The following is a 23,416-nucleotide window of genomic DNA, read 5'->3' on the forward strand; positions in this document are numbered from 1 at the left end:
CAAATGCTCTGAATGCGGTAACTAAAAAAGACATTATTGGATGGTTCACCCACTGCTGTTACTATATTGCACCCAACTGAGAACCGCTATAGATAGCGTCGGCGCTGTCCGTCGTAGACATCACCTGTTACTACAGAGTTAGGAATAGAAATATTTTGGGTGGCTGTATAACTACTGATATCATGTCCGCCTAATTAGTTATAATTCGCGTATCTGTGCAAAAACCTGGAAATCCTCTTTCCCCCTGCTCCCTGCCCCCTGCGGTCTTAATGATAAGTCTTTAACCGGACATGATATGACAGGTGCTAGAGGCGTATTCTCTTTTGTTGGGATGAAGGTGAGATTAGTATCGCTGTAGTCGTAGAACTGGTCATCAGAAATATAAACAGAGTTATACCAACCAGATAAAGCAGAAACTGTACCTTGGTTTTTGACGAGCTATAGTCGTTAAAAAAATAAAAATGATTAAGATTTGATTCTTAACCATCGTTACCTAAGCAACCATTAGATGAGTGTTCAGCATTACAAATTAATTCTAAAACTTCGTATTATTAGCATAAATAAAATAATGGTCTGTCACTTTTACATCGGCTTGAAAACCAACTTGTATCAGATGTTTTTGCAGTTCATCTTGTTGATAAAAAACTTTCACTATTTGAAATTCTTGCCCATCATTTAACTTCCGGCTTTCATAGATACTGCCATCATTATTCAGAAGATGGTTATTAGCTGTAGATGTCGGTTCAAAGCGCGAGTCAATAATAAATACTTGTCCACCAACACGCACAGATTTATAAACTTTTAGCAAAAACGATTTCAGTAATTCTGGCGGCACATGAGATAACCAGAAAGAGAAAAATACTAAATCATATTCAGCGTGTGGTTCCCAGGCAAATAAATCAATTTGGTGATATTCTACTTTTTGTGAATTTAATTTGCTGCGATTAATTTCAATTACTTCTTTGGAGGCATCAATTGCAGTAATTTTCTGTCCAATTTTTAAAAGCTCTTGTGTCCAAATTCCGGTTCCACAGGCTAATTCTAAGATTTCCTCAACTTGGACAATTTTTTGTAAATTCTGTTTGACAATATCAACTTCTTTAAACCAACGCTGGTTTAGTTCCTCACCGCGATCGTAACGACCAAGGCGATAAAACCACTGATCGTATTCGTTGGCTCTAGCACGATAGTAGGCAATTTGTTGTTGCAGAATTTGATTGGTCATTGCCAGCTTATCATCTACTCTAGATAAATTTTACAGTTAAAAGTTCTGCTGACTCAATAGCAGCAGATGAAGTATTATCCCAAGGGCGGTGGCTCAATCAATATTAAGCGGGAAATTTATCTACAGTATCTCCAGCATCTGAGTTCAAGAGAGCGATCCTGTCAGTCAATCAGTCTAGTTCCATTCTGTTGGAGATGCTTAAGTAGGTCGGCGTAAATAATTATCCTTGGGATAAGGCAGGGGTAAAAGCGCGATCGCACTCACTACTTGATTTAAAGAATTTTGAATTTTTCAGTTGGTATACCCAAGTGGGTGAGAAATAATTCAACCACTTGGGTGAACCAGGTGTGTGAGGTTACATTTTGTAAAAAAAGAGATTCTAGTACTAGAGAATATTGATTTTACCTAACTCTAGTGAGAATAATTCTATGAAACTTACAAAATTAGCTACCTCTTTCCTTGCTGTTGCTTCCATTGTCCTCTCAGCCGGCATTGCATCTGCTCAAACAGCAGGTACTAACGGTACTAACGGTAATTACATCGGTGCTGGTATTGCTGTTGGTGCAACCAGTGGCGGACAAGGAAACGATGAAGCCCAAATTGGTGGTAATATTCAAGGACGATACGCTGTTCCCAATGCCCCTGTTTCACTGCGGGGTTCTGTGCTGTATGGTGGTGATGCTGCTGCAATTATGCCCATAGTGACTTATGATGCGCCCATCGCCAAAAATACTAACGTTTACTTCGGTGGTGGTTATTCCTTTGTAACTGACGAAGGTCAAAAAACTCCATTGGGCAATCGGAATTCACCTGTAGTCACCCTTGGTGTTGAATCAGAAGTTAGCAAAAATGTGATTGCCTACGGCGATACTAAATGGGGTATTGACGCCTACAGAAATAGTGATGCTGATGCTGTCAGCTTCCAAGCCGGATTAGGCTATCGCTTCTAGTAATTACGAGCTAGAAAACAGTATATTCACAAGCTAAAGCAATGCTGTTTACTAGCCGTAATAATAATTCATTCTTTCATACCTGAGTATTCTATTCAGGTATGAATCATTTTTATTGATGATTTTGATAAAAAATGATATTAGCTAGTATTGATACTTTCTTTTAAAGTGAAATGAGTAATTGGAAATGCACGTATAAGATATTACTCATGAAAAAGATTAATCCTATTCCAGAAATAGTTGGTGAAACCACTGACGTGGAATCTTGGCTGATGCGAGCAGGGCTAAAATTTTCCGACTTAGGTAATGATGCTGCAAGTATTGCAATCCGTAAACAATGGCGAGAATACCAAGCCGCAGTTCACAGATGTTGTGTAATGCTACACCAACCACCATCACGCGTTCAACTAAGCGGCGATTATGCCAGCTTGAGAATACCTGGTGGGGCATCAACCAATTGTGCAATCGCCTGTCGAGTTGTCCCAAATCCTTAGATAAACGCAATCCATGACCTAGTGGTAGGGGTAAAACCATGGCCGCAGAAGTCATCGTCAATGATGAGTAATTATTTAGCGATTGCTGTATGTCGTCTGTATGAAGCAGTGATAATGATTGTTCTAGGTTGATATTTTAGATAATACAAAACTTTGCACTAATGCAGAAAACTACATTAATACAACTTGAGGTGTATAAAAATTGCACTCAAAGCTCGTCTTGATATTACTACGACTTGTGAACATGGCACTGATATAAAAGCTAGAAATTGATGCAAATAATCTCTCTTCCAGATGGTTGAGGGATTTGATGGCTATTCGCAATTTGGTAATAAACGAAACAAACCAAATAAAAGTATTCATTGAATTGAATTTATTGCTGAGGAAATGGCGAATGGCAAGGATGGTATTGAGGTCAGCTTCTAAAAAGAGATGTTGAAAAGCGGCATGGCTTGGTTTCTAGTGATGACCGCCATAATTAAATCCAGCGAACTCCGAATTTTCTTTTGCAATGCCTTAGCTTGAATCCGACATCACCATTAGAAAATTACTAACATTTATAAACACTACCATTATAAATATCTCTCTCAGATTGGAAAATATTTTCAAAAACATAAGCATTGAAAGTTGTATGATGTTCTCGATACTGATGATTATCTCCACAACCTACCTGAATATTATCAATAGACCAGTCGGACAAAACCATTCCAATATTATTATTTATACCTATGCGTATTCCTGGCATTTCGGTTGTTCCTGTTCTCCAGCCTTTTGAAGAAATGTAATAGGATAAGGTGGCTTGAAATTGATTATTATTGGACTTGACTATGAGCAATTTCATATTATCCAAAATAAAATGTTCTTGTCTCCTATCAAGTATATTGCTCAAAAACCATCTCTGATTCCATTTATTAACTTTACTGGATGAGTCTGGCTTTTCTATAGGTTGAGAAGGTTCTAACCTCTCATAACAAGAAGTTGTGGCTTGTTCTTGAGTAGTAGTCATATTGATTTGATATCGATTTGCTAAAAGTGTTAATATCAACGATTGTCATTCCACCAAAATCAAGTGTTTTATTGATAATATTCTTAATCATTTTTTACAGATTTAATCCATTTTTTGAGCCATTTATTATTGGAATAAATTGCTCAAAAAATAAATACAATTGCACCTCCTACTCTCCCCCGACAAACTTAGTGTCCATCCGCTGGATCAGGGTTTGGGGTTTCAACTTTCAAGTTGTCTCCCTGCTTGCTCACTGAAAAGTCAGACTCACTTTTGGTACTTTGAGCAAGACCAGCAGCACCTGCGATTGCTGTTCCTGCAAGTCCAAGCCCCGCAGAGAATTGGGCTGGATTGGTTGCACTTGGCGAGACTATAACAGCAACAGCAATGACTGCTCCAATAGTTGCTATAAACATTGGGGTTATAGCTCGAATTACTTCTGGGGTAAGAGATTTCATAGAGGTAAGTTATGGAATTGATCTTGTTCATGGAGTAAATACACGGTATCAAATTCCAATTCCAGAATCTTTCACCAATATTTTCCTAGAAATTATGAGTATTTTTTGTGGTATATAATCTAAGACCAATCACTGAAACCGCCTTTCGCTTCTGCTCGTACTAAATAGGCAATGACATCAGGGCGGCTGCATCATATCAATAAGCAAAGTATATTCTCAATAGGGGTTAAATTAATATCATTACCTTTTGCTTATTGCGAAATTTTTAGGCGTTGGCGTAGCTCGCCGCAGGCATCGCTTTGGTGCTGAAAAAATAATCAAACGCGAAATCCTGATTTTTTCCTTGGTTCTGCCTTTAAAGAATCAAGTGTCAGATAAAGCAACTGATAACTGTTTGACTAATAATTTTGTTCCACACCGTTCACTACTGGCTTAATTTCCGAAAATGGATCGGTGCCGCCACCCCAATTAAAATCACTAATTCGGATGGTGAAGCCGCCTAACTCCAACACTGGATTGTAACGTAAGGTGATGCCATAGGTGCGACGGCTATATTCCAAAATGTAGTCGGTGCTAGTTTCTCTACCAGTATCCAAGTTAACAGATGTTTGAAAGCCTAAGCGAATAGGGCCGTAGATTTGCTGTGATATTCCAGCGGTCAGTACTGTGTTATCAACGGAGCGATCAAACAAAAAGGGTGATAATCCGTTATTAAAACCTTGAGAATAACTGATATTAAAGGCGGTATAGTCGAAAAAAGGTCGAGAAAAATGACCAATTTGCCCTTGTAAGCCAATTGTACCAATTAGAGTGCTTTGGTTATCACCATTGCTGTAAAAACTAGTAGTACCTGTGACGGCAGCGATCGCTTGCAAGTAAGGAACTACAGGGGTAGCAGTGTATCGTAATCCCTCAGTGGCAGTGGGTGGTAATGGTTTTCCCCGCCACAGCAACAGCCCTCTACTGAGGGTAGCACTGGCTTGAAAACGACCAAGTGAAATGCGATCGTTTTCCCGCACTGGTTCTAGCAAGTCTGGGCGATCGGTATTGGCATCAATATACTGAGCACTTCCCTGGTAGTTGAGGTTGATGCCACTTTTTCCTAAAGGAATCACCGGAGAAGTAATAATGCCGCCTAAACTGCTCTGGACAGTTTGAAAACCCAGAGTACCGTTGTAGAGACGATCGCGGTAGTTATATTGCACATTCAATGTGTGAGGAAGGGAAGTGCCTATTGTCTGGCGCAATCCTAAATTCACCCGCAAATTGTCTTCCACATTGTTTAAGTTAAAACTAGTTAACTCCGCAGTTCCCTGAATTATCGACCGTGGACTCAAAACAGAATTTATCCTGGTCTTCACACCAAACAGTGCGCCTAAGTCACCCACGCCTTCTTGCACACCTCTCTGTAATAATAACTGGGGCGTAATTGTCCAGCGTGTCCGCTCTGTATCGATTAATGGAAAACCACGCTCAACATACAAACCACCCCGATCTTCTCCATCGTAGCCGGGAGAAACTATTGCAGGTGTAGCGTCCCGCTCTCGGCGGTCAATAGTACGCTCATTTATCGGAATTGGTAAGGAGACTTTTTGATCGAATACTAAACGCTGTCGCTGTGTCCTGATGCGGTCTACCAAGGGTGATTCTCGCGTCAAAGTTACTTTATCTGCGCGTAATTCTAATTCAGGGGGCGAAAAAGGATCGTTGGTGATCCGGACATTACTTGCTTGCCAGCCTTGCGGATAAAAGTCAATTTGTTCAGCTTCAAACCTGAGCCGATTGACTCTACCCCCTGTTTGTGGTGGCGGGATGTTGCTAGCATCTGCTTGACCACCAAATGTCACATCAATTCCTCCAGGACTACTCACACCGGAAACAGGTTGATTGGCTCTAATGCGATCGCTAGGCGGACGTCTTGAAACTCCACTAGCATTTACATCTGTAGGTGAAAAAGCAAAATCTGTTTGTGCTGAGGGTACGTAAATTTCTCCTCCACCATTTTCCAGTTCCCCACTATCTTGCACAAAGTTATAGGTGAAGCGTTGTCCACGTAGTATCTGATCGCCCCGTGTTAAGATTACGTTGCCTTCACCCGCAGCGATCAAGTTGTCCAAATTAACTTGCAAGCGATCAGCATCCACCACCGCCCCATCAAATCGCACAACTACATTACCTACAGCTGTAATAATTCGCTGTTTCTCGTCATACTCTTGCCGATCTGAAGTGACTTCTACAATTCTTTGTCTGGCTGGCGGTGTGGTAACTGGTGTAGTTGTAACAAATGGTTGAGCTTGTGGCTGAGTGGTATTTACTTGTGGTGTAGGTGTTGGTACTTGGCTTTGTTGCTGGACTTGAGACTGAAATTCTACAGTGATGGGCGCTGAGAGTTGGTTTGTGGGCTGACGAGATTTGAATGTGATAAAATTTTGTACTGATTGAGAACTCGGTGCAAGATCCGCAGCAGATACGGAGATATTGTCTTTTTTTAGAGACTCTTGTGTAGTAATCTCGCGTTGCTGTTTTTGTTGGGTTAACTTCTCAGCTAAAATTTCTGCCTTGGACTTGACTAACTTGTTGCTGTTTGTAACAGTTGAGGCAATTTCAAGAGGGCGCAAAGATTGGGTGATAAAGGGACTTGGAGAAACTCTATAGCGAAAGCTAGAAGAGTCCAAAAAGGTTGGTTTTTCTTTGCTACTAGAGTTTGGATTTAGCGTAGACGCAAAGCGGCTTGTCGTCAGACATCGCTGACTGAGTTTTTGAGAAGGTTCACCTTTTGCGTCTTGGTCACAAGCCTCCACTCCAACTTTTCTTGGCAATGCAGCGGCTTCTCTTTGCATCTCTCGTTTACGCAACGCCGACATCAGAAGAAGTTCCGAGCGTCGAGCCCCACCATTCGGACTTGTCTTTGTGTCTTCTTTTTCTTGGCGATTAGAGATTGTAACCTTTTGTGTGGGATAACTAACGACTAATGGTTGCCCCAAAAGCCCAGCAGTCGCAGAACCGATGATTGGGGAATTTTCTGGTGGAAAGGTTTCTGGTGAATGAGGTACAGAGGAAGTTTCAGGAACTATCAAGCGATCTTGAGTTGAGTCAATCGGAGTTGACAATAAAGGATCGCTTTTGGTGTTACCCGAAATTGCCAATTGAGCCAAATTCTTGGGCTGCTTGGATTTGTCTGTTTTTTCGTGTATTCCAGTATCTACACCTGAAAGAAACTTTGTATGACTAGCAGATGAGGCGGGATTTACAGGTTGTAAAGATTTAACGATAGGAAGCGGATCGGGTGGCAGAACTGGATGAAGCATAAACGAGCAAAATCGGGCTAACAAACAGCCAAATGACAAAGGGAAGGATAAAACATACATTTTGCCTTCCGACTGTCGCCTTCTGCTACCTACAGCAAGCTACTTGGAGGAAGAAACTTACTAAATTTTCGCTTAGTAAGTTTCCGTGGCGTTTAGTATTTTCCGCCTTCCAAAGTCGCGGATGATTTATCGCCCTTTTACTCTAAGTCCCGACGGCCGGGGTTACGAGCTGGATCGTTCGACAAAAATCCGAAGATGAAGATAGTTACGAAGAAGGCAACAACAATATAAACAGCGATTTTTAAAGTCAGCATAGAAATATCTCCAACGGGTAAAACAAAGAAAGCTTTTCTTTTAGTATCTGCAATGCAGAAAAGATAGCTACTTTATATTACCCAAATCTCGTCCCTTTTTTAGAAGACTCTGGCGACTTAGAACTAGCAATGTCTATCCTACGGTTATTGATAATGTACAAGATGTTAGTTGTCTGACTTATAGATGCCCTTAAGAAAGATAACTCACAGACGTTTACCCTTGTGACGTTGACTGATGGCAAAGGTTTCCCAAAAAAGGCAATAGGTTACAGGCAATAGTTACTACTCCCCATGCCTTTCAACAGTACTGAGTTGTGTTAGCAGTAGCTGGGCGTTGAGCCAGTGCTGAGTGGGGAATGGGCAGGGGAGATAAGGGAGCAGGGGGAGATGAGGGGGACAAGGGGGAAAAGGGGAAATTATTGAACAACTCTCTTCCTTGTCTACCTTGTCTCTTCTCCATGCCCCTTTGCCCCATGCCCAATGCCCTATTTCTCAACTTGAAGCTTTGCTATTATATCTTTGCCAATTCGATTTTTAATTACTCGTGCAGGTATGCCAACAGCAACGGAAAAAGCAGGAATATCTCTATTAACAACTGCTCCCGCACCAATAACACTACCTTTGCCGATAGTAACGCCATCTAATACTGTTACTCCATGTCCTAGCCAACAATCATCCTCAATCACAATTCCCTTACGAGTAACACCTTGGTATTTAATTAGCTCCATCGGATCGGCAAAATTATGATTATTGGCATATATTCCTGAATGAGCAGCAATCAAGCAGTGTTTACCAATTTTAATGTCTCCAGGCCCCTCAATACACACGTTGGGAGCAATGAAGGTGTCTTCATCAATATGTATATAGGTATCTTCCAAAGACCCTATATCAACGTTACGCTCAATTGCAACTCTATCTCCTAGATGAATTCTATTATTTTTGTGTCCTCTTGCATTCATCCGCACACCTTTGAAAATATAGACTTCTGCGCCGATCTCAATACAAGAAGTATTGTTAAATTCAACACCATTTTGAATATACACTGGGCTGCCTATCTGGGCAAAAATACTACGGTATCCTAAATTACGCAACTTTGGGCCGAGAAGAAGTGTTGGAATATCTCCTAACACTGTAGTTACTAAAAGTTCTTGCACGCGCTGCAATTTGGAAAAATATTGCTCGTTCTGCATGGCTACATATCTCTTTAATCAATTGTTGTTGACAGTGTTTAAAGTTATTTTGGCTGTATTCTAATTTCTGCCAATACCAATAGGCTCTGTGTGTATTAATACATGAGCTAAGGTAGCATAATCATCAAAGTTTCCAAGATTTTTAGATAGTTTTCCAACATTTGAAAAACCAGAGTCTGGCTTTGACTATACGAGCAATTCTTGAGGTTGGGTGTGTAGAATTACTCAAGTGATATGCAGAATTGCGTTAAGTCACTAGCAGATTTTGTACTATATGTACGTAAAATTTTGGCTTATTTTTTACAAAATCAATTAACAAAACAATTCAGTGCATTGTGGTTTAAAACTTAGACTCTTAAATTGTCTGATGGAAAATTTGCTGGTTTAGATAAGCTACTGTTTTGGTTCTCTGGCAAATTTAAAAAGCTTGCTACCGCTAACAGCACTCTTAAAGCAAATAGGGATACTGTTATTTGTCTTGAGGCTATTTCTCTCAAGCGGTTTTAGTCTTTTGAAACCATTCAGTTTCACAAGCTATTTTGCAACAAAAAATACATTTAACTAGACTATATTCAAAGTTTAGATAAAATTTCTGCCTAGCATGACAATGTAATTATTGTTGGATTTTTCCGGGTATTTTTGCCCAAATAAAATCCAATTAGGGTGGATTATCTCCCACATCAGCCATCACATTGAAGTTAACCATCGGTGCAAACAAGTAAGCGCTTCCCCGACTGCTATGACGGCTTTCTTGCAACGAATTTCTAGAGTATGCTGCTCCAATCATGTTGCACACAGATGATTTACAGACTAGCCAATTCACGTTTGTAATGACATGAACGGTTTTTTATAACAATTGTTTTTAACGATAACACATTTTATTTTTAGTGGAACACCTCATGAAATAAGTTTATTTCCAAGTTTATTGTTGATGAGAATGGTGTAAATAAGTTAACTTTTTTACTAGAGCGATGCCTGCGGTGAGCAAAGCCTACGCTACTTGCAAATATTTTTATACACTTAGATAGAATCCAGTGAGGAGGGAGATTTAAAAAATACTATTAGCGGTTATTTGCATTTTGGCTTATCTATATTTATCTCGTTACTGGTGCAAGTAATTTTATGATTGGGTGTTCAACTTAGAATGATATCTACTATACTTGTGACACCCTCTTCGTTAAAAAGCCAAATTAGCTCAAAATATTGCTTTTGTCCACATATTTATTATCTAAAATATAGTAAATCACCCATTCGGGTGAGCCAAGAGGGTGATGTATGCTTGGTACTACTCGTTATAAATTTTATTTAAAGAAAGCGAAAACGTAGCTTAGTTTCGAGGATAAATCTACAAAAAAACATCTAATTTTCCAAATTGAGGTATCGGTTTTAACTCACACACTTGGTTCAAATTATGGCTTTAATTAAAGAAATTGTGCAACAAGCTCTAAATACTGGCTATTTGAGTGTTGTAGCCGAAGAGCAACTGCGATCGCAACTTCAAAGTAATTATGACTCAGAAGACCTAGATGCCTGGATCATTTTACAGCGAGCTATTGCAGCAGGTGATGTCAAACAAGAGTCGCGTCGAAAAAAAGCTTCCCCCTCTCCTAAAGTCAAGGACACTTCATCAAGTATCAAACTTGCTTATCAAATGGCAGCGGAGATTGCCTATGCAGCAGCTGTAGCTCTAACAATGACAAAAAATAGTAAAGATCAGCCTTCACTAGGTGCATAAAATAACACCTTTGTAAGTTACTTTCCTGATTTAGTGCAAATATTTCATACCAAGTAGTTAGCGCAGGCATAGCCCGTACTTCTCTACGAGACGCTCTTGCTAGTTTGCTTAAGAGCAGGGGTACGACAAAGCTCAGTGACCACCGCAGGCATCGCTTTTCTTGATTAATTGCTTGGTAGGGCTTTCATCTGATTCTTTATGGGATTTCCCTTCTGCCTCCTGACTTGAAAGTGCTGTTAGCGGATAGCTAAGGTTGAGCCAGTGCTGAGTAAAAATCCCAGTCTTGAGAAGATTTTCATGCAAGGCTTTTGAAACTCGTTTCATCGGGACTGCCTTCTTTGACAGCGCAATTTTATAAAAAAATAATTAAAAGTTTAACTTTCCTGGACACAGCTATGAGGAATTTTCACCCTCAGCCAAGACTCTCGATTGATCCCCGGAAGCAATACTAAAAAAAATATAAATTATTTATTCAAAACTAAATTTTTTTAAGTGATATATACCAGTCAGTGATTAAATTTTAATATACCAAGTACATGGCTCAGAGTAAGGCATAGAATTAGAAACACCTGGTGTAAACTTTAGCAAGAAAGTTAAAAATAATTCTCAATGCTTAACAAAGTCATCGCTTTTTCACAAACTACAGTATAAAGAATTGGCAACATTGGTAAAGAGAGTAAACAATAACCATAGCTAAACTTGGAGTTTTGCCAACCTATGCAGCCAATTCGCACATTTAACGTATCCCCTTCACTACCGCCGCGACTCGAACCACTACGGCGGCTGGCATATAACTTGCACTGGGATTGGAACGTTGATACTAAAGATTTATTCCGTCGCTTAGACTCTGACCTGTGGGAGTCTAGTCATCATAACCCAGTGTTAATGTTGGGTACAATCTCTCAATCGCGGCTTCTGGAAGTTGTCGAAGATGAAGGCTTCCTAGCGCAAATGGATCGAGCTGACCGTCAGTTAGACGATTATTTGCAAGAGCGCACCTGGTATCAGAAGCAACGAGAGCAGAAACCCAAAGAATGCTACGCCTATTTTTCGGCGGAATTTGGACTTGTAGATTGTTTACCCGTCTATTCTGGAGGCTTAGGTGTTCTGGCGGGGGATCACCTCAAATCTGCCAGTGACTTGGGGCTACCGCTTGTGGGTGTAGGTTTGCTGTATCAGCAGGGCTACTTTGCCCAGTATCTCAATGCCGATGGCTGGCAGCAAGAACGCTACTTGCTCAACGATTTCTATAATATGCCCTTGCATCTGGAGCGCAATGCCGATGGTTCAGAACTGCGGATTGCCGTAGATTATCCAGAACGCAAGGTATATGCCAGAGTTTGGCGCGTACAGATAGGAACAGTTCCTTTGTATCTACTGGACACCAACATTGAACCGAACAACACTTATGACCACGACATCACAGATCAGCTGTATGGTGGCGACATTGATATGCGTATCCACCAGGAAATTATGCTGGGGATCGGTGGTGTGCAAATGCTCAAAGCTTTGGGGCTGAAAGTTACTGCCTACCACATGAATGAAGGTCACGCTGCCTTCTCTGCTTTAGAACGCATCCGTTTGCTGATTCAGGAAGAGGGACTGAATTATGCTCAAGCTAAACAAGTGGTGGCTTCCAGCAATATTTTTACCACCCACACACCAGTACCAGCAGGAATTGACTTGTTCGCTCCCGAAAAAATGTTGTACTACTTGGGGTACTATGCAGAGATATTTGGGTTGCCCAAAGAGCAATTTTTAGGACTGGGGCGCGAGAATACAGGCGATTTATCAGGGCCTTTCAGTATGGCGGTGCTGGCGCTGAAAATGGCAACATTTTCTAACGGTGTCGCACAACTGCATGGTGTGGTATCGCGGCAAATGTTCCAAGGCTTGTGGAAGAATGTGCCAGTGGAAGAAGTACCGATCGCCGCAATTACTAATGGTGTCCATGCTCGGAGTTGTGTGGCGAAATCGACTCAAGAATTGTACGATCGCTACCTCGGCCCAAATTGGTCATCAGCACCACCAGATAGCCCATTGTGGGAACGGATGGACGCCATACCCGATGAAGAATTGTGGCGCAATCACGAACGCTGCCGCTTAGATATGATTTTGTATGTGCGCGAGCATTTGGTCAAGCATTTGCGCGATCGCGGTGCTTCCGCTTCCGAAATTACCCAAGCCCAAGAAGTTTTAGATCCTTACGCTTTCACCATTGGCTTTGCCCGTCGTTTTGCCACATACAAACGCGCTACCCTGTGGATGCGTGATGTGGAACGCATTAAGCAGCTTTTACTAGCTAACAAAAACCGGAAAGTGCAATTCGTGATTGCTGGTAAGGCACATCCCAAGGATATTCCTGGTAAAGAACTCATCCGCGAGATTAATCACTTTATCCGCGAACAAGATTTAGAAAAACAGGTAGTGTTTGTTCCCAATTACGATATTTACATCTCCCGGTTGATGGTTGCAGGTTGTGATATCTGGTTAAATACACCACGTCGTCCACGGGAAGCCTCTGGTACTAGTGGCATGAAAGCGGCAATGAATGGATTGCCAAATTTAAGTGTGCTAGATGGTTGGTGGGATGAAGCTGATTACGCCCGCACAGGCTGGGCCATTGGACATGGAGAGAATTATGACGATCCTAACTACCAAGATGAAGTAGAAGCAAATGCTCTCTACGAGTTGTTAGAGAAGGAAGTTGTACCGTTATTTTATGAACATCGAGATACTGATGGCTTACCTCGTCCGTGGGTTGCCAAAATGAAGGATGCAATTCGGTTGAATTGTCCCTTCTTTAATACAGCGCGGATGGTAGGAGATTATGCCCAAAGGGCTTATTTCCCAGCTAGCGATCGCTATCATACCCTGACTGTTGATAACTATGCCCCAGCCAAAGAACTAGCCGCTTGGAAGGAAAAACTGGGCGAACACTGGTTCAACATTAAAATCAAAGATGTTGACGTATCAGCAGCTTTAGACATTGAGGTTAATCAAACCGTTGCTGTCAAAGCCAAGGTTGACTTGGCAACTTTGACCAATAATGATGTGCAGGTGGAGTTATATCAAGGTGCGATCGATGCCAATGGTGAGATTGTCAACGCTGTGCCAGTAGTGATGGACTACCAAGGCGAGGATGGACAGCAATTAAGTATTTACACTGGTAATATCATCTATACCACCTCTGGTTTACAAGGCTTGTCTTTGCGTGTATTGCCGAAAAATAAAAATCTGGCTAATCCTTATGAACCAAGGTTAATTGCTTGGGCAGAATCAGAGTAGTGAGTAGTTCTTAAATACTCAATATTAGGCGTTGCTGATTTAAGTTTAGCAACGCCTTTTATTATGCTACGCAGTCACGCCCAAAAAATAACTACTGCTAGAATTATTCCAGTCTCAGCTTTTTTTTGCTCCTTTTTCAACCCCTCGAGCTCACGTCCTCTTAGGGATTTCAAAAGCTTTTTTTATGTCTCGTTCAAGTTTTCTAGTTACCCAAAACACACCACAGATTCAGCAAGGCATCCTCGACTTCTACCTGAAAAAGGCTGACAGGTTTCGGGCGTACTTTCCAGGAGGGGAGGAGTTAAGTGGCAGCAGACCAGATTTTTTAGCGCTTGAGGAAGTGTCTGTACAACCTTGGTCAGGAATGGTGGGCTGTATAGTTGTTGAAGGCACTTTAACGTCAGCAGCAACGCTCATCAGAGAACGCGGAAAATTTCAGGAAGATGGCTGCTATCATCCTTTGCAACTATGGAGCTATGAGTTAATCAATGACACTGAGGTGTTACTGCGGATCACAGACTTTTCGGTTTGGATGGTCTTCGCTACGCTAGATGAGCTACAGAGCTTGGAGAAACAAAAGATTCCCGTCAGTGAATGGCAAGAAATTTCTTTTGAACCTGAGGAAGGAGTGACGCCACTGCCGATGGATGAAACTGACCTAGAGCAAATCACCCAGGCAATTAAGGAAACGTTTTTTCCCAAACACAATTAACTACAAATCTACAATACCCCCGTTGATTAGTCTAGTTTACTAAAGATAAGATAATTGCGATCGCGTCGCAATATCTAAATCAGAAGCAAGGACTCTAAAGCAACATACGCAAAGCCTTTGCTCAAATTCTTTGAGGGATGACAATGTAGCCTGTGGTGCGATCGCCTAATACCAAATTACGTTCTTCTCCCCAATACCACCAATAAGCAGCAACATAAGCGCAAATTAAGCTATCTAGTTTATCTTCAGTTGCTTTAAGAGCTACACCTGCGATCGGAATTTCCACAAAAAACGAATCATACAGAAGCACGGGAGGAGAAAGAGAGGGGAGAATATTGAGAAGATAATTTTGGAGTTTAATTAGTTCTAGACGGCGCTCATTTAAGCGTCCTTTTTTGTATTTGAGGATGCGTTCTAAGTTGAATAGATTAACAATTGCTGGGTGGGGAAAGACTTCTATTTGATATCTGCTGAGTTTTTGCGGTTCAATAATGGGGGCGTGTGCAAAACCACGTGATTCCAATTCTAAACCAAAGTTGATGGTGCGTTCTGCGAAGGGTAGGTTTTGATTAGCTGGGTAGCATCCTGCATGATACTTACCAAAGTATTTGTGGCTGAGTTTATCGGGGAGCCGACTCCCAGTAGCGTTGGGTATGAGGGTAGGTGCATCTACGGCAATAATGGCTGGTTCGTCTGCTTGTATAGTTTGATCGATCCAGATAAGGATGTCTGCAATGGCATCTTTGCGGTCTAGATCGAGCAATTGTAGTTGTCCATCTATCCATTCTAAGCAGCACAGTCCACTTGGTTGCGATCGCCAGCCTAAATCAATGCCAATAAACTTCATGGTCATAACACGAATTTGCGAATATTTTCGCATTTTTGGACAACCATTTACCTAAATTTACTTACCAAAAATTTTGATAAATAATCTTATAATCTTAAGCAGCTTGTCTTAATTTATATTATCTGACAATAAGTTAATCAAGATTATTCCAATGAAAATTTTATTTTTACATCCCAATTTTCCCTCACAATTTCGCAATCTAGCGATAGTTTTAGGTAAAGATCCTAATTGCCAAGTCGTCTTTGGGACAAATCGTCAGGAAGGCGAAATACCTGGCGTTTTTAAAGCTATTTATACTCCTTCTCGTGAAGCAGCTCCCCAAACTCACCACTACGTTCGTAATTTAGAAAATGCGGTTCTCACCGCTCAAGCTGTCTATCGCGTTGCAGAAAAATTAAAATCCGAGGGTTTTTTTCCAGATATAGTTTATGGTCATTCTGGTTGGGGACCGACTTTATTTATGAAAGATGTTTTTCCCAAAGCAGAATTATTGTGTTATTTCGAGTGGTTTTATCACGCTCATGGTTCCGATGCAGATTTCGATCCCAATGAACCATTGAATGCTGATGATGAATGCCGCATTCGCGTGAAAAATGCGCCAATTTTAACTGATTTATATAGCTGCGATCGCGGTCTTTCTCCCACTAATTGGCAGCGGCAGCAGTTTCCCAAAGAATATCATAGCAAACTCACCGTAATTCATGATGGGGTTGATACCAAATATTTTGTTCCTAAACCAGGCGCAAAGTTAGTTTTACCAAGAATAAATCTGGATCTTTCTCATGTGGAAGAGTTGGTAACTTATGTGGGACGGGGGATGGAACCTTATAGAGGTTTTCCGCAGTTTATGGAAACAGTGGCGCTACTTCAGCAGCGACGACCTAAGTGTCACGTGGTAGTTGTTGGAGAAAATCGCGTTGCTTATGGAAAGAGTCTCCCGGATGGTCAGACTTATAAACAATTAATGCTAGAAAAATTATCTTTAGATTTATCGAGGTTGCACTTTACAGATAGGCTTCCTTACAATGAGTACCTTCAAGTTTTACAAGCTTCTTCTGCCCATATTTATTTAACCCGTCCTTTTGTATTATCCTGGTCAATGTTAGAAGTAATGGCAGCAGGATGTTTACTAATAGCTTCTAAAACTGCCCCAGTATTGGAAGTTGTACAGGATGGGGTGAATGGACTGCTAGTAGATTTCTTTTCTCCCCAGAATATTGCTAATCGGGTTGAAGAAGCGCTGAATCATCCTCAGGAGATGAATGCAATTCGTGCAAATGCGCGAGAGACAATTTTGAAGCGTTATGATTTGGCAAAACTGTTACCACAGCATTTACAATGGATGTTCGCTGGTAAAACTTCTAATAGTTTGAAAAAGCGTCCAACTTCTAAAGGATTTGGCAGAAATTAGATGACATTGATCATTAGTCATTTGTCATCAGCCTTTTTCATAAATATTTTTTCACGCTAAATTGTAAAGAAAAACTTGAAAATAACGAATTTTGCAATAACTATATTAATCATTAGTTGTTGAAAAATGACAAATAAATATAAAAGCGATATTGAAAATGCGAATTATTCTGACTATTGCTCATTTTTTTAAACCTAGTAATGAGGGTCGTCATGCTTCCCAACGCAAAGACCCACAACCACGTTTGGAGGCGTTAACTAAAAGTATTACCTCTTTACACCAATTATTTGGCAAATCTCAAAGTATTATTAATATTGCTCAACGACTCGCTTTTCCTGCTAATCAGCCGCAGTCTCATGAACTAGATATTGTTATTTGTACAACTCAACATAATCATCTTCTCAATCAGCTTCCCTTACCATCACATTTATATAAGCATCATTCTAGCAATGTAGAACCTCTACTTTTAGGGTTTGAGTGTCAAGCCGTTCTGCAAAATTGTCTCGGTCAATATGATTACTACTGCTTTCTTGAAGATGACTTAATTATTCACGATCCTTGGTTTTTTATAAAATTAAACTGGTTTACCCAACAAGCGGGTGATTTAAATTTGCTCCAGCCAAATCGTTATGAAGTCTCTTCCCACAGTTTGGTTCACAAAGCTTATATTGATGGGGATTTGGCTTTACGAGTAACTGCTCCTTTTCAAAATGTCCAGAACCAACAGGAACTTAAAGGTACAATTTTAAATACACCAATTACTTTTTGTCGTGCCCTCAATCCTCATGCAGGCTGCTACTTTTTAAATGCAAATCAGATGGCTCATTGGGCTAATACAAATTATTTTCTCGACCGGGATATTAGCTTTGTTGGACCACTAGAAAGTGCTGCTACTTTAGGAATTATGAAGACATTCAAAATTTATAAAACCTCACCTGCTCAAGCAAGCTTTTTGGAGATTCAGCACTTTGGAACTGGATTTCTGGGGCTAATTGGAGGACAGGTGGGTTTAGCAGAAAGGTAAATCAAATTTAATATTTTGACTATTTTTATAAGTAAAAATTTAAATATTTTTTTGCTTGTTGTTTGATAGTTTTATATGAAAATAATAGAGTGAGCATTGCAAGCCCATTCTACTAATAGCAACAAATTTATTTAAGTGTGTTGTTTTTTCTTACGAAGCTGTGGAAGTTGGCTGGCCATAAAACTCAAACCTGTTAAGAGTAAACCAATTGTCCCGGCAGATTCTGGTACGGACTTGAGATCGCCCTTGAGAGCTATTCCATCATTACCGCACTCCAAGTATATATTACTAACATAATTACCTTCGCCCATTAAAGCCTTATCAAAGGAAAAGCCAATGGTGTATTGCCCACTGGCAGAAAAGTTAGCAAAATTTAGTCCAGCAGTATTGAGTTGCTGATCGTTAAGCATGGAGATATTTCCAACTTTTGTACCTGATCCAATGGCGTTGAGAATCGGTGTATTATTCCAAGTAGGATTCTGAGCAACATCAGATTTGTAGTAGTAATTGTAAACGTCTTGTTGGGTCGCTAAGTCTGTACCTTGGGTATTATTCTGACCCCAGCCCCAGTCATAATACCATTTCAAGTTGCTGTAGCCTCCATGTTGTGTAGTGGTACTCTTTGCTTGGACTCCTTGGTAAACTCCTGTTGCCAAGCTATTGTTATAGTCGGCAAACCTTACACCAAATAGCTGACCATTTTGACTAGCTGTTTGGAAGTCATGACCTGAGAAGTTGAAGAATAAATCGCTCCAACCAATATCAACTGAATGACCCGGATTCCAGTAGTCATTGGAATCAATTGTGCCACCTAGAGGCATTCCACCTGTAAGAGCAACATAGATTTTGTCACCTGAGTCTTTGACCGCCATACCTTTAATATCAAAAACGGAACCTCCAGAACCATCTTGGAAGGAATCAATACTATAGTTCCAGCCATCTACAAGTTGTCTGGCATTTGCCTGTTGATTAGATAGACTAACGAGGCTGATGCTGATGGCTGTAGTGGCAAGAAGAACTTTTAAAGTTTTCATATTTATGAGAATATCTCCGATTAGGCAATGATTTTTTATCTATGAAAAGCCTAACCAAACTTATGTAAATTCTCTAGTATTCAAGATTACTTATTTTTAAAAAATCTCGTAAATTTTCTTGCTTATTTATCTATAAAAACTCAGTATTATACTTAGTTATTCCTATTGTTTGATAATTACTTATTTTCTATCTAAGATAATTTAATATGTGGTTAATAGCATGGAAACAAGTAAGTCATGGCGCAAAATATATATTTAATGAAGCATTAATTATTTTATTGTTATATTCCTGATTTAACTTTTTTAAGTACATATTACTAAATATAGTAATTTAAGTTACTACGTATAACTGATTACTGTTCCTAAGGGTAGGACGCAGGGCGATTCCTTTGACAACCCCTGCGGTGTATGTACTAGCAATCTCAGCTATCAGTTAATTGCGGTGTAAATGTGACAGTTCTATTGAGCGATCGCTTTTTTTAGTTTTAGCTTGATAACGATACCACCACATCACAAAGCCAGTAATAAACAAAATTAATGGTGCAAGCCCGACAAATACATAGACTATACGGGATGGAAGTCCCCAAAATGTACCGTAGTGCAAGGGTACAAAAGAATTAAGGACGCGATCGCCCAATGGTAACTTTAAAGCATTATCAACTCGTAAAACCTTACCGCTGTACTGGTCAAGATAAACATTACTATTACCATAATCTGAACTTTCCTGCGGCAATTTCATGCGAATTTGTAGAGCTTCTTCTAGTTTACTAGGAAAATAAATGCTTTTGGTAACAGCACTAGGTAAGGCAGCATCGGCAATTTTCAGTTGTTGGGTTAGATTTAAAATCGATTTCCCAGGAATTAGCTTAGATACTGGCTCAGATGCTTTTGGGGTGAATGTAACAGCGTAAATAATTGGCTTAGTGAAACTGCCAAAGTTCCAGCAAAAACCTGTAAAGCCAGTAAAGAATAAAAAAACTACAGCGATAATGCCAACGACTTTATGAATGTCAAAGTTCGCACGTTTAGGATGGGCATTAAGCTTGATTTTGAAGCCGGCAATTAGCTTACGCCAACCAGGCCAAAGAACTAAACCTGTGATGGTGAGCATACACATGAAAAAGGCAGTAATGCCAACAATTATAGTTCCGGTTTCGCCTGCCATCAGGCTGTAGTGCAGACTAAGGATTATACCTATTAAGGTGTTATCTGATATCCGTTCACCAATAATTTTGCCTGTATAAGGATTGAGAAAAACTTCTGTCCTTTGATTCTTAGTTGAGGATAACTGCCCTATATAGGGAGAAGCAGGAGTATTTGGTAAATAAATCCGAAAAAGATGGAGATCGCTTTGTGCAGCATACTTCGTCTTAATTGTATTCATCACAGACTCTGGGGATACCTGTACCTGTTGGGGAGTAATCTGTCCATACTGTTGAGCGATCGCAAAGCGGTCAAAATCTTGCTCAAACACTAACAAGCTACCTGTCAAGCCCACTATAATTAACACTAGTCCTACTGTTAAACCAAGGTAGCGGTGCAGAGTAAATGCTAAATCGCGTATTTTTTTAGAGTTCATGGTATAAGCTCTGTGATACTATACAGGACTTAATGAGTTAAGAAATTGCAGGAATCAAAACTCAATTGAAACTGTTCCTAGTACAGTCAAAGGCGCACCAGGACGCAGATAGTAACCTTGAGAATCGTAATATGTAGTATCAAAAAGATTCTTAAAGTTCAGCCCAACCCTCCAGTTATCGCGTTTGTAGAAAATTGAGGCATCAGCGCGCACATAAGAGGGAATTTTGAACGTGTTGGGAAGTGTGGCTTCGCGATCGCCAGTATAAAATACCCCTGCACCAAACCCTAATCCTTTCATACCACCGCTTTGAATTTCATAGCTCGTCCACAGACTACCCCCAACACTAGGAGCATTTACTAGGGAGTCGCCTACTGGTAGAGTATTATCTTTACTCACAAAAGCATCATTGTGGAATAAGGATGCAATTACATTCCAACCTGATAAAATCTGTCCAGAAATGTCAAATTCTAAACCGCGACTTTTCACTTCTCCAGCGGCAATTGAATAGTCAGAGTTATTGGGATTGGTTGTAGCGACATTTTCCTTGGTGATATCATAGGCAGCAACGGTGGCAGATAATCTGTCTTTAATCAGTTCGGCTTTGACTCCTACTTCATACTGAGTGCCGCGCTCTGGTGGCAGTTGAGTTCCATCTACCGTCCGCGAAAAGCTAGGATTAAACGAGCGGGTGTAGCTGGCGTAAACTGAAATCGGTTCAATCGGCTGATAAACAATGCCAAAGCGGGGTGAAAAAGCCTCATCATACAACCGATCAACCGTAGCATTATCAATTGGATCTCTACCCAAAGAATCCAGCAGTTGCACGGTATCTTTGCGGTGAATAAAATCATACCTACCACCCACCAATAGCTTCAGATTTGGCAGTAATGCCACTTGATCTTGTAAATAAATGGCAATGGTATTGCGGTCATAACGATCGCGTTCTGCTGCTTCATCAAACTCTGGTGGCTCTGAAGCGCCATACACAGGATTGAATAAATCAATACTGGGAGTCAGTGAAACAGAACCTCGTAGATAATCGAAGCCATAAATATATTTATTCCACTCCAACCCCACAAGAACTTGATGTTGGATGGAACCCGTACTGAAATTACCGATCAGATCGTTTTGCAGAGAGTAGTTTTGGTTATAATTAGGACCAGCACCAAACCTTCGCCGCACGGTACGACCATCTACAATGCTACTTGGTCGAAACTCTGATTCCTCAGAATCAACAAGCGTAGTAGAAAAGCCACTACGGAACTGGATGTTTTTACTGAAGCGGTGATTGACGTTAAGAAATACAGAGTGTGTCTCTTGGGAAAAACGATCACCTGGTTCTCCCAAAAAACGACTGATTGGAGCTTCAAAAACGATTGGATCGGGTAAAAAACCATCATAATAGGTGCGATCAATTTTGAGGTATTCATACTCCAGTGTCAATGTTGTCGCATCACCAATTTTATAGGTTAATGCTGGTGCGATCGCGAATACTTTCTGATTGAGAAAATCGATAAAACTACCAGAGTTTTCGTATGTAGTATTTAAACGGTACAGCAACGTTTTGTCTGAATTAAGCGGCCCAGAAATATCAATGGAGGGACGATAAGTGCTAAAACTTCCGGCTGTAAATTCAGCAGAGTAGTAAGGATAACTGAGTGGTTGTTTGGTAATGTAATTCACCACACCTCCTGGCTCAAATTGTCCATATAGCACTGAAGCTGGGCCTTTGAGAACTTCGATCCGCTCAATGTTAGTCGGATTTACAAAGTTATCCTGAGCGTAAAAACCGTTTCTCAAGTTGTCATAAGTTGTGAATCCCCGAATGTTGTAATTATCTGTAGCCCCAGCATACCCCCCTTGTAGAGTCACACCACTAACATTACGCAAAGCATCACTAATCCGCGTAATTTGCTGATCCTTAATGATTTGTTGAGGAATGACCTGAATTGACTGGGGAATATCACGTTGAGGAGTATCAGTTCTTGTCGCAGTTGTGCTATCTGGTACGCGATATCCATCTTGTTCACCCGTGACTACCAACTCAATCGGTTCATCACCTTGTGTTGATGGTTCTGGCTGTGTTTGACTTTCAGGCGGCTGTTGTTCGGGAGTTGGTTGGATTTGAGGTTGTTGTGCTGTGGATGCAGCAGTTGCCACACTAAAAATTAAACCCTCGTCTGGACTGTCAAATAATTCGACAGTTGGTATACCTACCTCACCGGTCGCTGTCACCCGGATAGTATTGGCATCAAAGTTAGTAACTGTAATCTCACTAACACCCGCTATTGGCTTTTCTGAGCGGAATGTGAATGCTTCACCCGATGGTAAGCGCAATTGAGCATTAGGAATATCAGTGATGAAATTGCTACCAGTACTGTGATTGACTGGTTGCAACTGTTGTCCTTTTGAGGTTTGTAAAATTACCTCTACACCTTTATTGGTGGGATTTGCCTTTACTGAGGTAACTTGTACAACTTCTATTTGTGACGTTTGTTGTTGTTCTATCTGAGCCAGCCATTCTTTCACTGTTCTTGCAAAGTGATTTGGCTCTTGGATAGGAGAAATTTTAGTTACTTCTTTTGCTTGCCCAGGTTTTATAACCACAGCAACCAGAAAACAGGAAATAAAAAATGATCGCGACAGTTTCATAACCCCACACACCTAACCAGATTTATAAAAACAGAGCTAGCTACTTGCAAGTTACTGTTAATTAACTCTATTCAGGAGAATACGAAAAATTGGGCGATCGCATATATCTGAAACCGGATTTTTTTTATCGGAATCCGGATCTACCTTTTGCTATCAGCCTTTGCACCGATGATAGTCTATTTATAG

Annotated in this window: 19 protein-coding genes; 6 read left to right on the forward strand and 13 right to left on the reverse strand. The window is 40.6% G+C overall.

Annotation, left to right across the window (positions count from 1 at the left end; translation table 11 throughout):
* Nucleotides 1-535: 535 nt before the first annotated feature.
* Nucleotides 536-1,225, reverse strand: coding sequence for a class I SAM-dependent methyltransferase (locus V7K89_RS29395; protein WP_335193598.1), 690 nt, complete (start codon nt 1,223-1,225; stop codon nt 536-538).
* 428 nt (nt 1,226-1,653) lie between these two features.
* Here V7K89_RS29395 and V7K89_RS29400 point away from each other — a divergent pair, with 428 nt between their 5' ends.
* Nucleotides 1,654-2,175, forward strand: coding sequence for an outer membrane beta-barrel protein (locus tag V7K89_RS29400; protein WP_335193600.1), 522 nt, complete (start codon nt 1,654-1,656; stop codon nt 2,173-2,175).
* Between the two features lie 225 nt (nt 2,176-2,400).
* Here the strand turns inward: V7K89_RS29400 and V7K89_RS29405 are convergent, their stop codons facing one another.
* The 7 genes from V7K89_RS29405 to V7K89_RS29435 all read right to left on the reverse strand — a co-directional run bounded on the left by V7K89_RS29405 (nt 2,401) and on the right by V7K89_RS29435 (nt 9,741).
* The gene (locus V7K89_RS29405; protein WP_335193602.1) at nt 2,401-2,724 is read right to left on the reverse strand and encodes a hypothetical protein; all 324 of its coding nucleotides are present in this window, start codon (nt 2,722-2,724) and stop codon (nt 2,401-2,403) included.
* Between the two features lie 495 nt (nt 2,725-3,219).
* Complete coding sequence (locus tag V7K89_RS29410; protein ID WP_335193604.1) at nt 3,220-3,675, reverse strand: hypothetical protein; 456 nt, start codon at nt 3,673-3,675, stop codon at nt 3,220-3,222.
* 188 nt (nt 3,676-3,863) lie between these two features.
* On the reverse strand, nt 3,864-4,133 hold the full coding sequence (locus tag V7K89_RS29415) for a hypothetical protein (RefSeq protein WP_335193606.1): 270 nt from the start codon (nt 4,131-4,133) through the stop codon (nt 3,864-3,866).
* A 398-nt stretch (nt 4,134-4,531) separates the two neighbouring features.
* Entirely contained in the window at nt 4,532-7,441 is a 2,910-nt protein-coding gene (locus V7K89_RS29420; protein ID WP_335193607.1) for a DUF3769 domain-containing protein, read from the reverse strand.
* A gap of 197 nt (nt 7,442-7,638) precedes the next feature.
* Nucleotides 7,639-7,755 carry a photosystem II reaction center protein I gene (locus V7K89_RS29425; RefSeq protein WP_041566417.1) on the reverse strand — a complete coding sequence of 39 codons (117 nt, stop codon included), beginning with the start codon at nt 7,753-7,755 and terminating at the stop codon, nt 7,639-7,641.
* A 485-nt stretch (nt 7,756-8,240) separates the two neighbouring features.
* A complete protein-coding gene (locus V7K89_RS29430) occupies nt 8,241-8,945 on the reverse strand; it encodes an acyltransferase (RefSeq protein ID WP_335193609.1) in 705 nt (234 codons plus the stop codon).
* A gap of 658 nt (nt 8,946-9,603) precedes the next feature.
* Nucleotides 9,604-9,741, reverse strand: a complete 138-nt coding sequence (locus V7K89_RS29435) for a hypothetical protein (RefSeq protein WP_174707946.1) — start codon at nt 9,739-9,741, stop codon at nt 9,604-9,606.
* 615 nt (nt 9,742-10,356) lie between these two features.
* Between V7K89_RS29435 and V7K89_RS29440 the strand changes: the two genes are divergently transcribed.
* Entirely contained in the window at nt 10,357-10,680 is a 324-nt protein-coding gene (locus tag V7K89_RS29440; RefSeq protein WP_335193611.1) for a hypothetical protein, read from the forward strand.
* Nucleotides 10,681-10,812: 132 nt separating this feature from the next.
* On the opposite strand, the gene V7K89_RS29445 is transcribed toward V7K89_RS29440, so the two are convergent.
* Nucleotides 10,813-11,004 (reverse strand): hypothetical protein, encoded by a 192-nt coding sequence (locus V7K89_RS29445; RefSeq protein ID WP_335193613.1) that lies wholly within the window; start codon nt 11,002-11,004, stop codon nt 10,813-10,815.
* Between the two features lie 393 nt (nt 11,005-11,397).
* Here V7K89_RS29445 and glgP point away from each other — a divergent pair, with 393 nt between their 5' ends.
* The gene (glgP, locus tag V7K89_RS29450; protein ID WP_335193615.1) at nt 11,398-13,968 is read left to right on the forward strand and encodes an alpha-glucan family phosphorylase; all 2,571 of its coding nucleotides are present in this window, start codon (nt 11,398-11,400) and stop codon (nt 13,966-13,968) included.
* A gap of 184 nt (nt 13,969-14,152) precedes the next feature.
* Nucleotides 14,153-14,680: a hypothetical protein gene (locus V7K89_RS29455; RefSeq protein ID WP_335193617.1), complete on the forward strand. Its 528-nt coding sequence runs from the start codon at nt 14,153-14,155 to the stop codon at nt 14,678-14,680.
* A 121-nt stretch (nt 14,681-14,801) separates the two neighbouring features.
* Here V7K89_RS29455 and V7K89_RS29460 read toward each other — a convergent pair whose 3' ends face one another.
* The gene (locus tag V7K89_RS29460; protein WP_335193721.1) at nt 14,802-15,527 is read right to left on the reverse strand and encodes a DUF429 domain-containing protein; all 726 of its coding nucleotides are present in this window, start codon (nt 15,525-15,527) and stop codon (nt 14,802-14,804) included.
* 151 nt (nt 15,528-15,678) lie between these two features.
* On the opposite strand from V7K89_RS29460, the gene V7K89_RS29465 reads away from it, so the two are divergent.
* Together V7K89_RS29465 and V7K89_RS29470 are read left to right on the forward strand one after the other, a co-directional pair.
* A complete protein-coding gene (locus V7K89_RS29465) occupies nt 15,679-16,938 on the forward strand; it encodes a glycosyltransferase family 4 protein (RefSeq protein ID WP_335193619.1) in 1,260 nt (419 codons plus the stop codon).
* A gap of 157 nt (nt 16,939-17,095) precedes the next feature.
* Nucleotides 17,096-17,962 carry a calcium-binding protein gene (locus V7K89_RS29470; RefSeq protein ID WP_335193621.1) on the forward strand — a complete coding sequence of 289 codons (867 nt, stop codon included), beginning with the start codon at nt 17,096-17,098 and terminating at the stop codon, nt 17,960-17,962.
* 131 nt (nt 17,963-18,093) lie between these two features.
* On the opposite strand, the gene V7K89_RS29475 is transcribed toward V7K89_RS29470, so the two are convergent.
* The 3 genes from V7K89_RS29475 to V7K89_RS29485 all read right to left on the reverse strand — a co-directional run bounded on the left by V7K89_RS29475 (nt 18,094) and on the right by V7K89_RS29485 (nt 23,230).
* A complete protein-coding gene (locus V7K89_RS29475; RefSeq protein WP_335193623.1) occupies nt 18,094-18,996 on the reverse strand; it encodes an XDD3 family exosortase-dependent surface protein in 903 nt (300 codons plus the stop codon).
* 433 nt (nt 18,997-19,429) lie between these two features.
* Nucleotides 19,430-20,575 (reverse strand): PepSY-associated TM helix domain-containing protein, encoded by a 1,146-nt coding sequence (locus V7K89_RS29480; RefSeq protein WP_335193625.1) that lies wholly within the window; start codon nt 20,573-20,575, stop codon nt 19,430-19,432.
* Between the two features lie 54 nt (nt 20,576-20,629).
* Complete coding sequence (locus tag V7K89_RS29485) at nt 20,630-23,230, reverse strand: TonB-dependent siderophore receptor (RefSeq protein WP_335193627.1); 2,601 nt, start codon at nt 23,228-23,230, stop codon at nt 20,630-20,632.
* Nucleotides 23,231-23,416 lie beyond the last annotated feature (186 nt).

This window comes from Nostoc sp. (assembly GCF_036917515.1).
In the GTDB taxonomy this organism is placed as follows: Bacteria; Cyanobacteriota; Cyanobacteriia; order Cyanobacteriales; family Nostocaceae; genus Nostoc.

Bases quoted from the DNA above. Each gene is read 5' to 3' on its own strand.
- V7K89_RS29395 (WP_335193598.1), bottom strand. From the start codon at position 1,225: ATGACCAATCAAATTCTGCAACAACAAATTGCCTACTATCGTGCTAGA.
- V7K89_RS29400 (WP_335193600.1), top strand. From the start codon at position 1,654: ATGAAACTTACAAAATTAGCTACCTCTTTCCTTGCTGTTGCTTCCATT.
- V7K89_RS29405 (WP_335193602.1), bottom strand. From the start codon at position 2,724: ATGACTTCTGCGGCCATGGTTTTACCCCTACCACTAGGTCATGGATTG.
- V7K89_RS29410 (WP_335193604.1), bottom strand. From the start codon at position 3,675: ATGACTACTACTCAAGAACAAGCCACAACTTCTTGTTATGAGAGGTTA.
- V7K89_RS29415 (WP_335193606.1), bottom strand. From the start codon at position 4,133: ATGAAATCTCTTACCCCAGAAGTAATTCGAGCTATAACCCCAATGTTT.
- V7K89_RS29420 (WP_335193607.1), bottom strand. From the start codon at position 7,441: ATGCTTCATCCAGTTCTGCCACCCGATCCGCTTCCTATCGTTAAATCT.
- V7K89_RS29425 (WP_041566417.1), bottom strand. From the start codon at position 7,755: ATGCTGACTTTAAAAATCGCTGTTTATATTGTTGTTGCCTTCTTCGTA.
- V7K89_RS29430 (WP_335193609.1), bottom strand. From the start codon at position 8,945: ATGCAGAACGAGCAATATTTTTCCAAATTGCAGCGCGTGCAAGAACTT.
- V7K89_RS29440 (WP_335193611.1), top strand. From the start codon at position 10,357: ATGGCTTTAATTAAAGAAATTGTGCAACAAGCTCTAAATACTGGCTAT.
- V7K89_RS29445 (WP_335193613.1), bottom strand. From the start codon at position 11,004: ATGAAACGAGTTTCAAAAGCCTTGCATGAAAATCTTCTCAAGACTGGG.
- glgP (WP_335193615.1), top strand. From the start codon at position 11,398: ATGCAGCCAATTCGCACATTTAACGTATCCCCTTCACTACCGCCGCGA.
- V7K89_RS29455 (WP_335193617.1), top strand. From the start codon at position 14,153: ATGTCTCGTTCAAGTTTTCTAGTTACCCAAAACACACCACAGATTCAG.
- V7K89_RS29460 (WP_335193721.1), bottom strand. From the start codon at position 15,527: ATGAAGTTTATTGGCATTGATTTAGGCTGGCGATCGCAACCAAGTGGA.
- V7K89_RS29465 (WP_335193619.1), top strand. From the start codon at position 15,679: ATGAAAATTTTATTTTTACATCCCAATTTTCCCTCACAATTTCGCAAT.
- V7K89_RS29470 (WP_335193621.1), top strand. From the start codon at position 17,096: ATGCGAATTATTCTGACTATTGCTCATTTTTTTAAACCTAGTAATGAG.
- V7K89_RS29475 (WP_335193623.1), bottom strand. From the start codon at position 18,996: ATGAAAACTTTAAAAGTTCTTCTTGCCACTACAGCCATCAGCATCAGC.
- V7K89_RS29480 (WP_335193625.1), bottom strand. From the start codon at position 20,575: ATGAACTCTAAAAAAATACGCGATTTAGCATTTACTCTGCACCGCTAC.
- V7K89_RS29485 (WP_335193627.1), bottom strand. From the start codon at position 23,230: ATGAAACTGTCGCGATCATTTTTTATTTCCTGTTTTCTGGTTGCTGTG.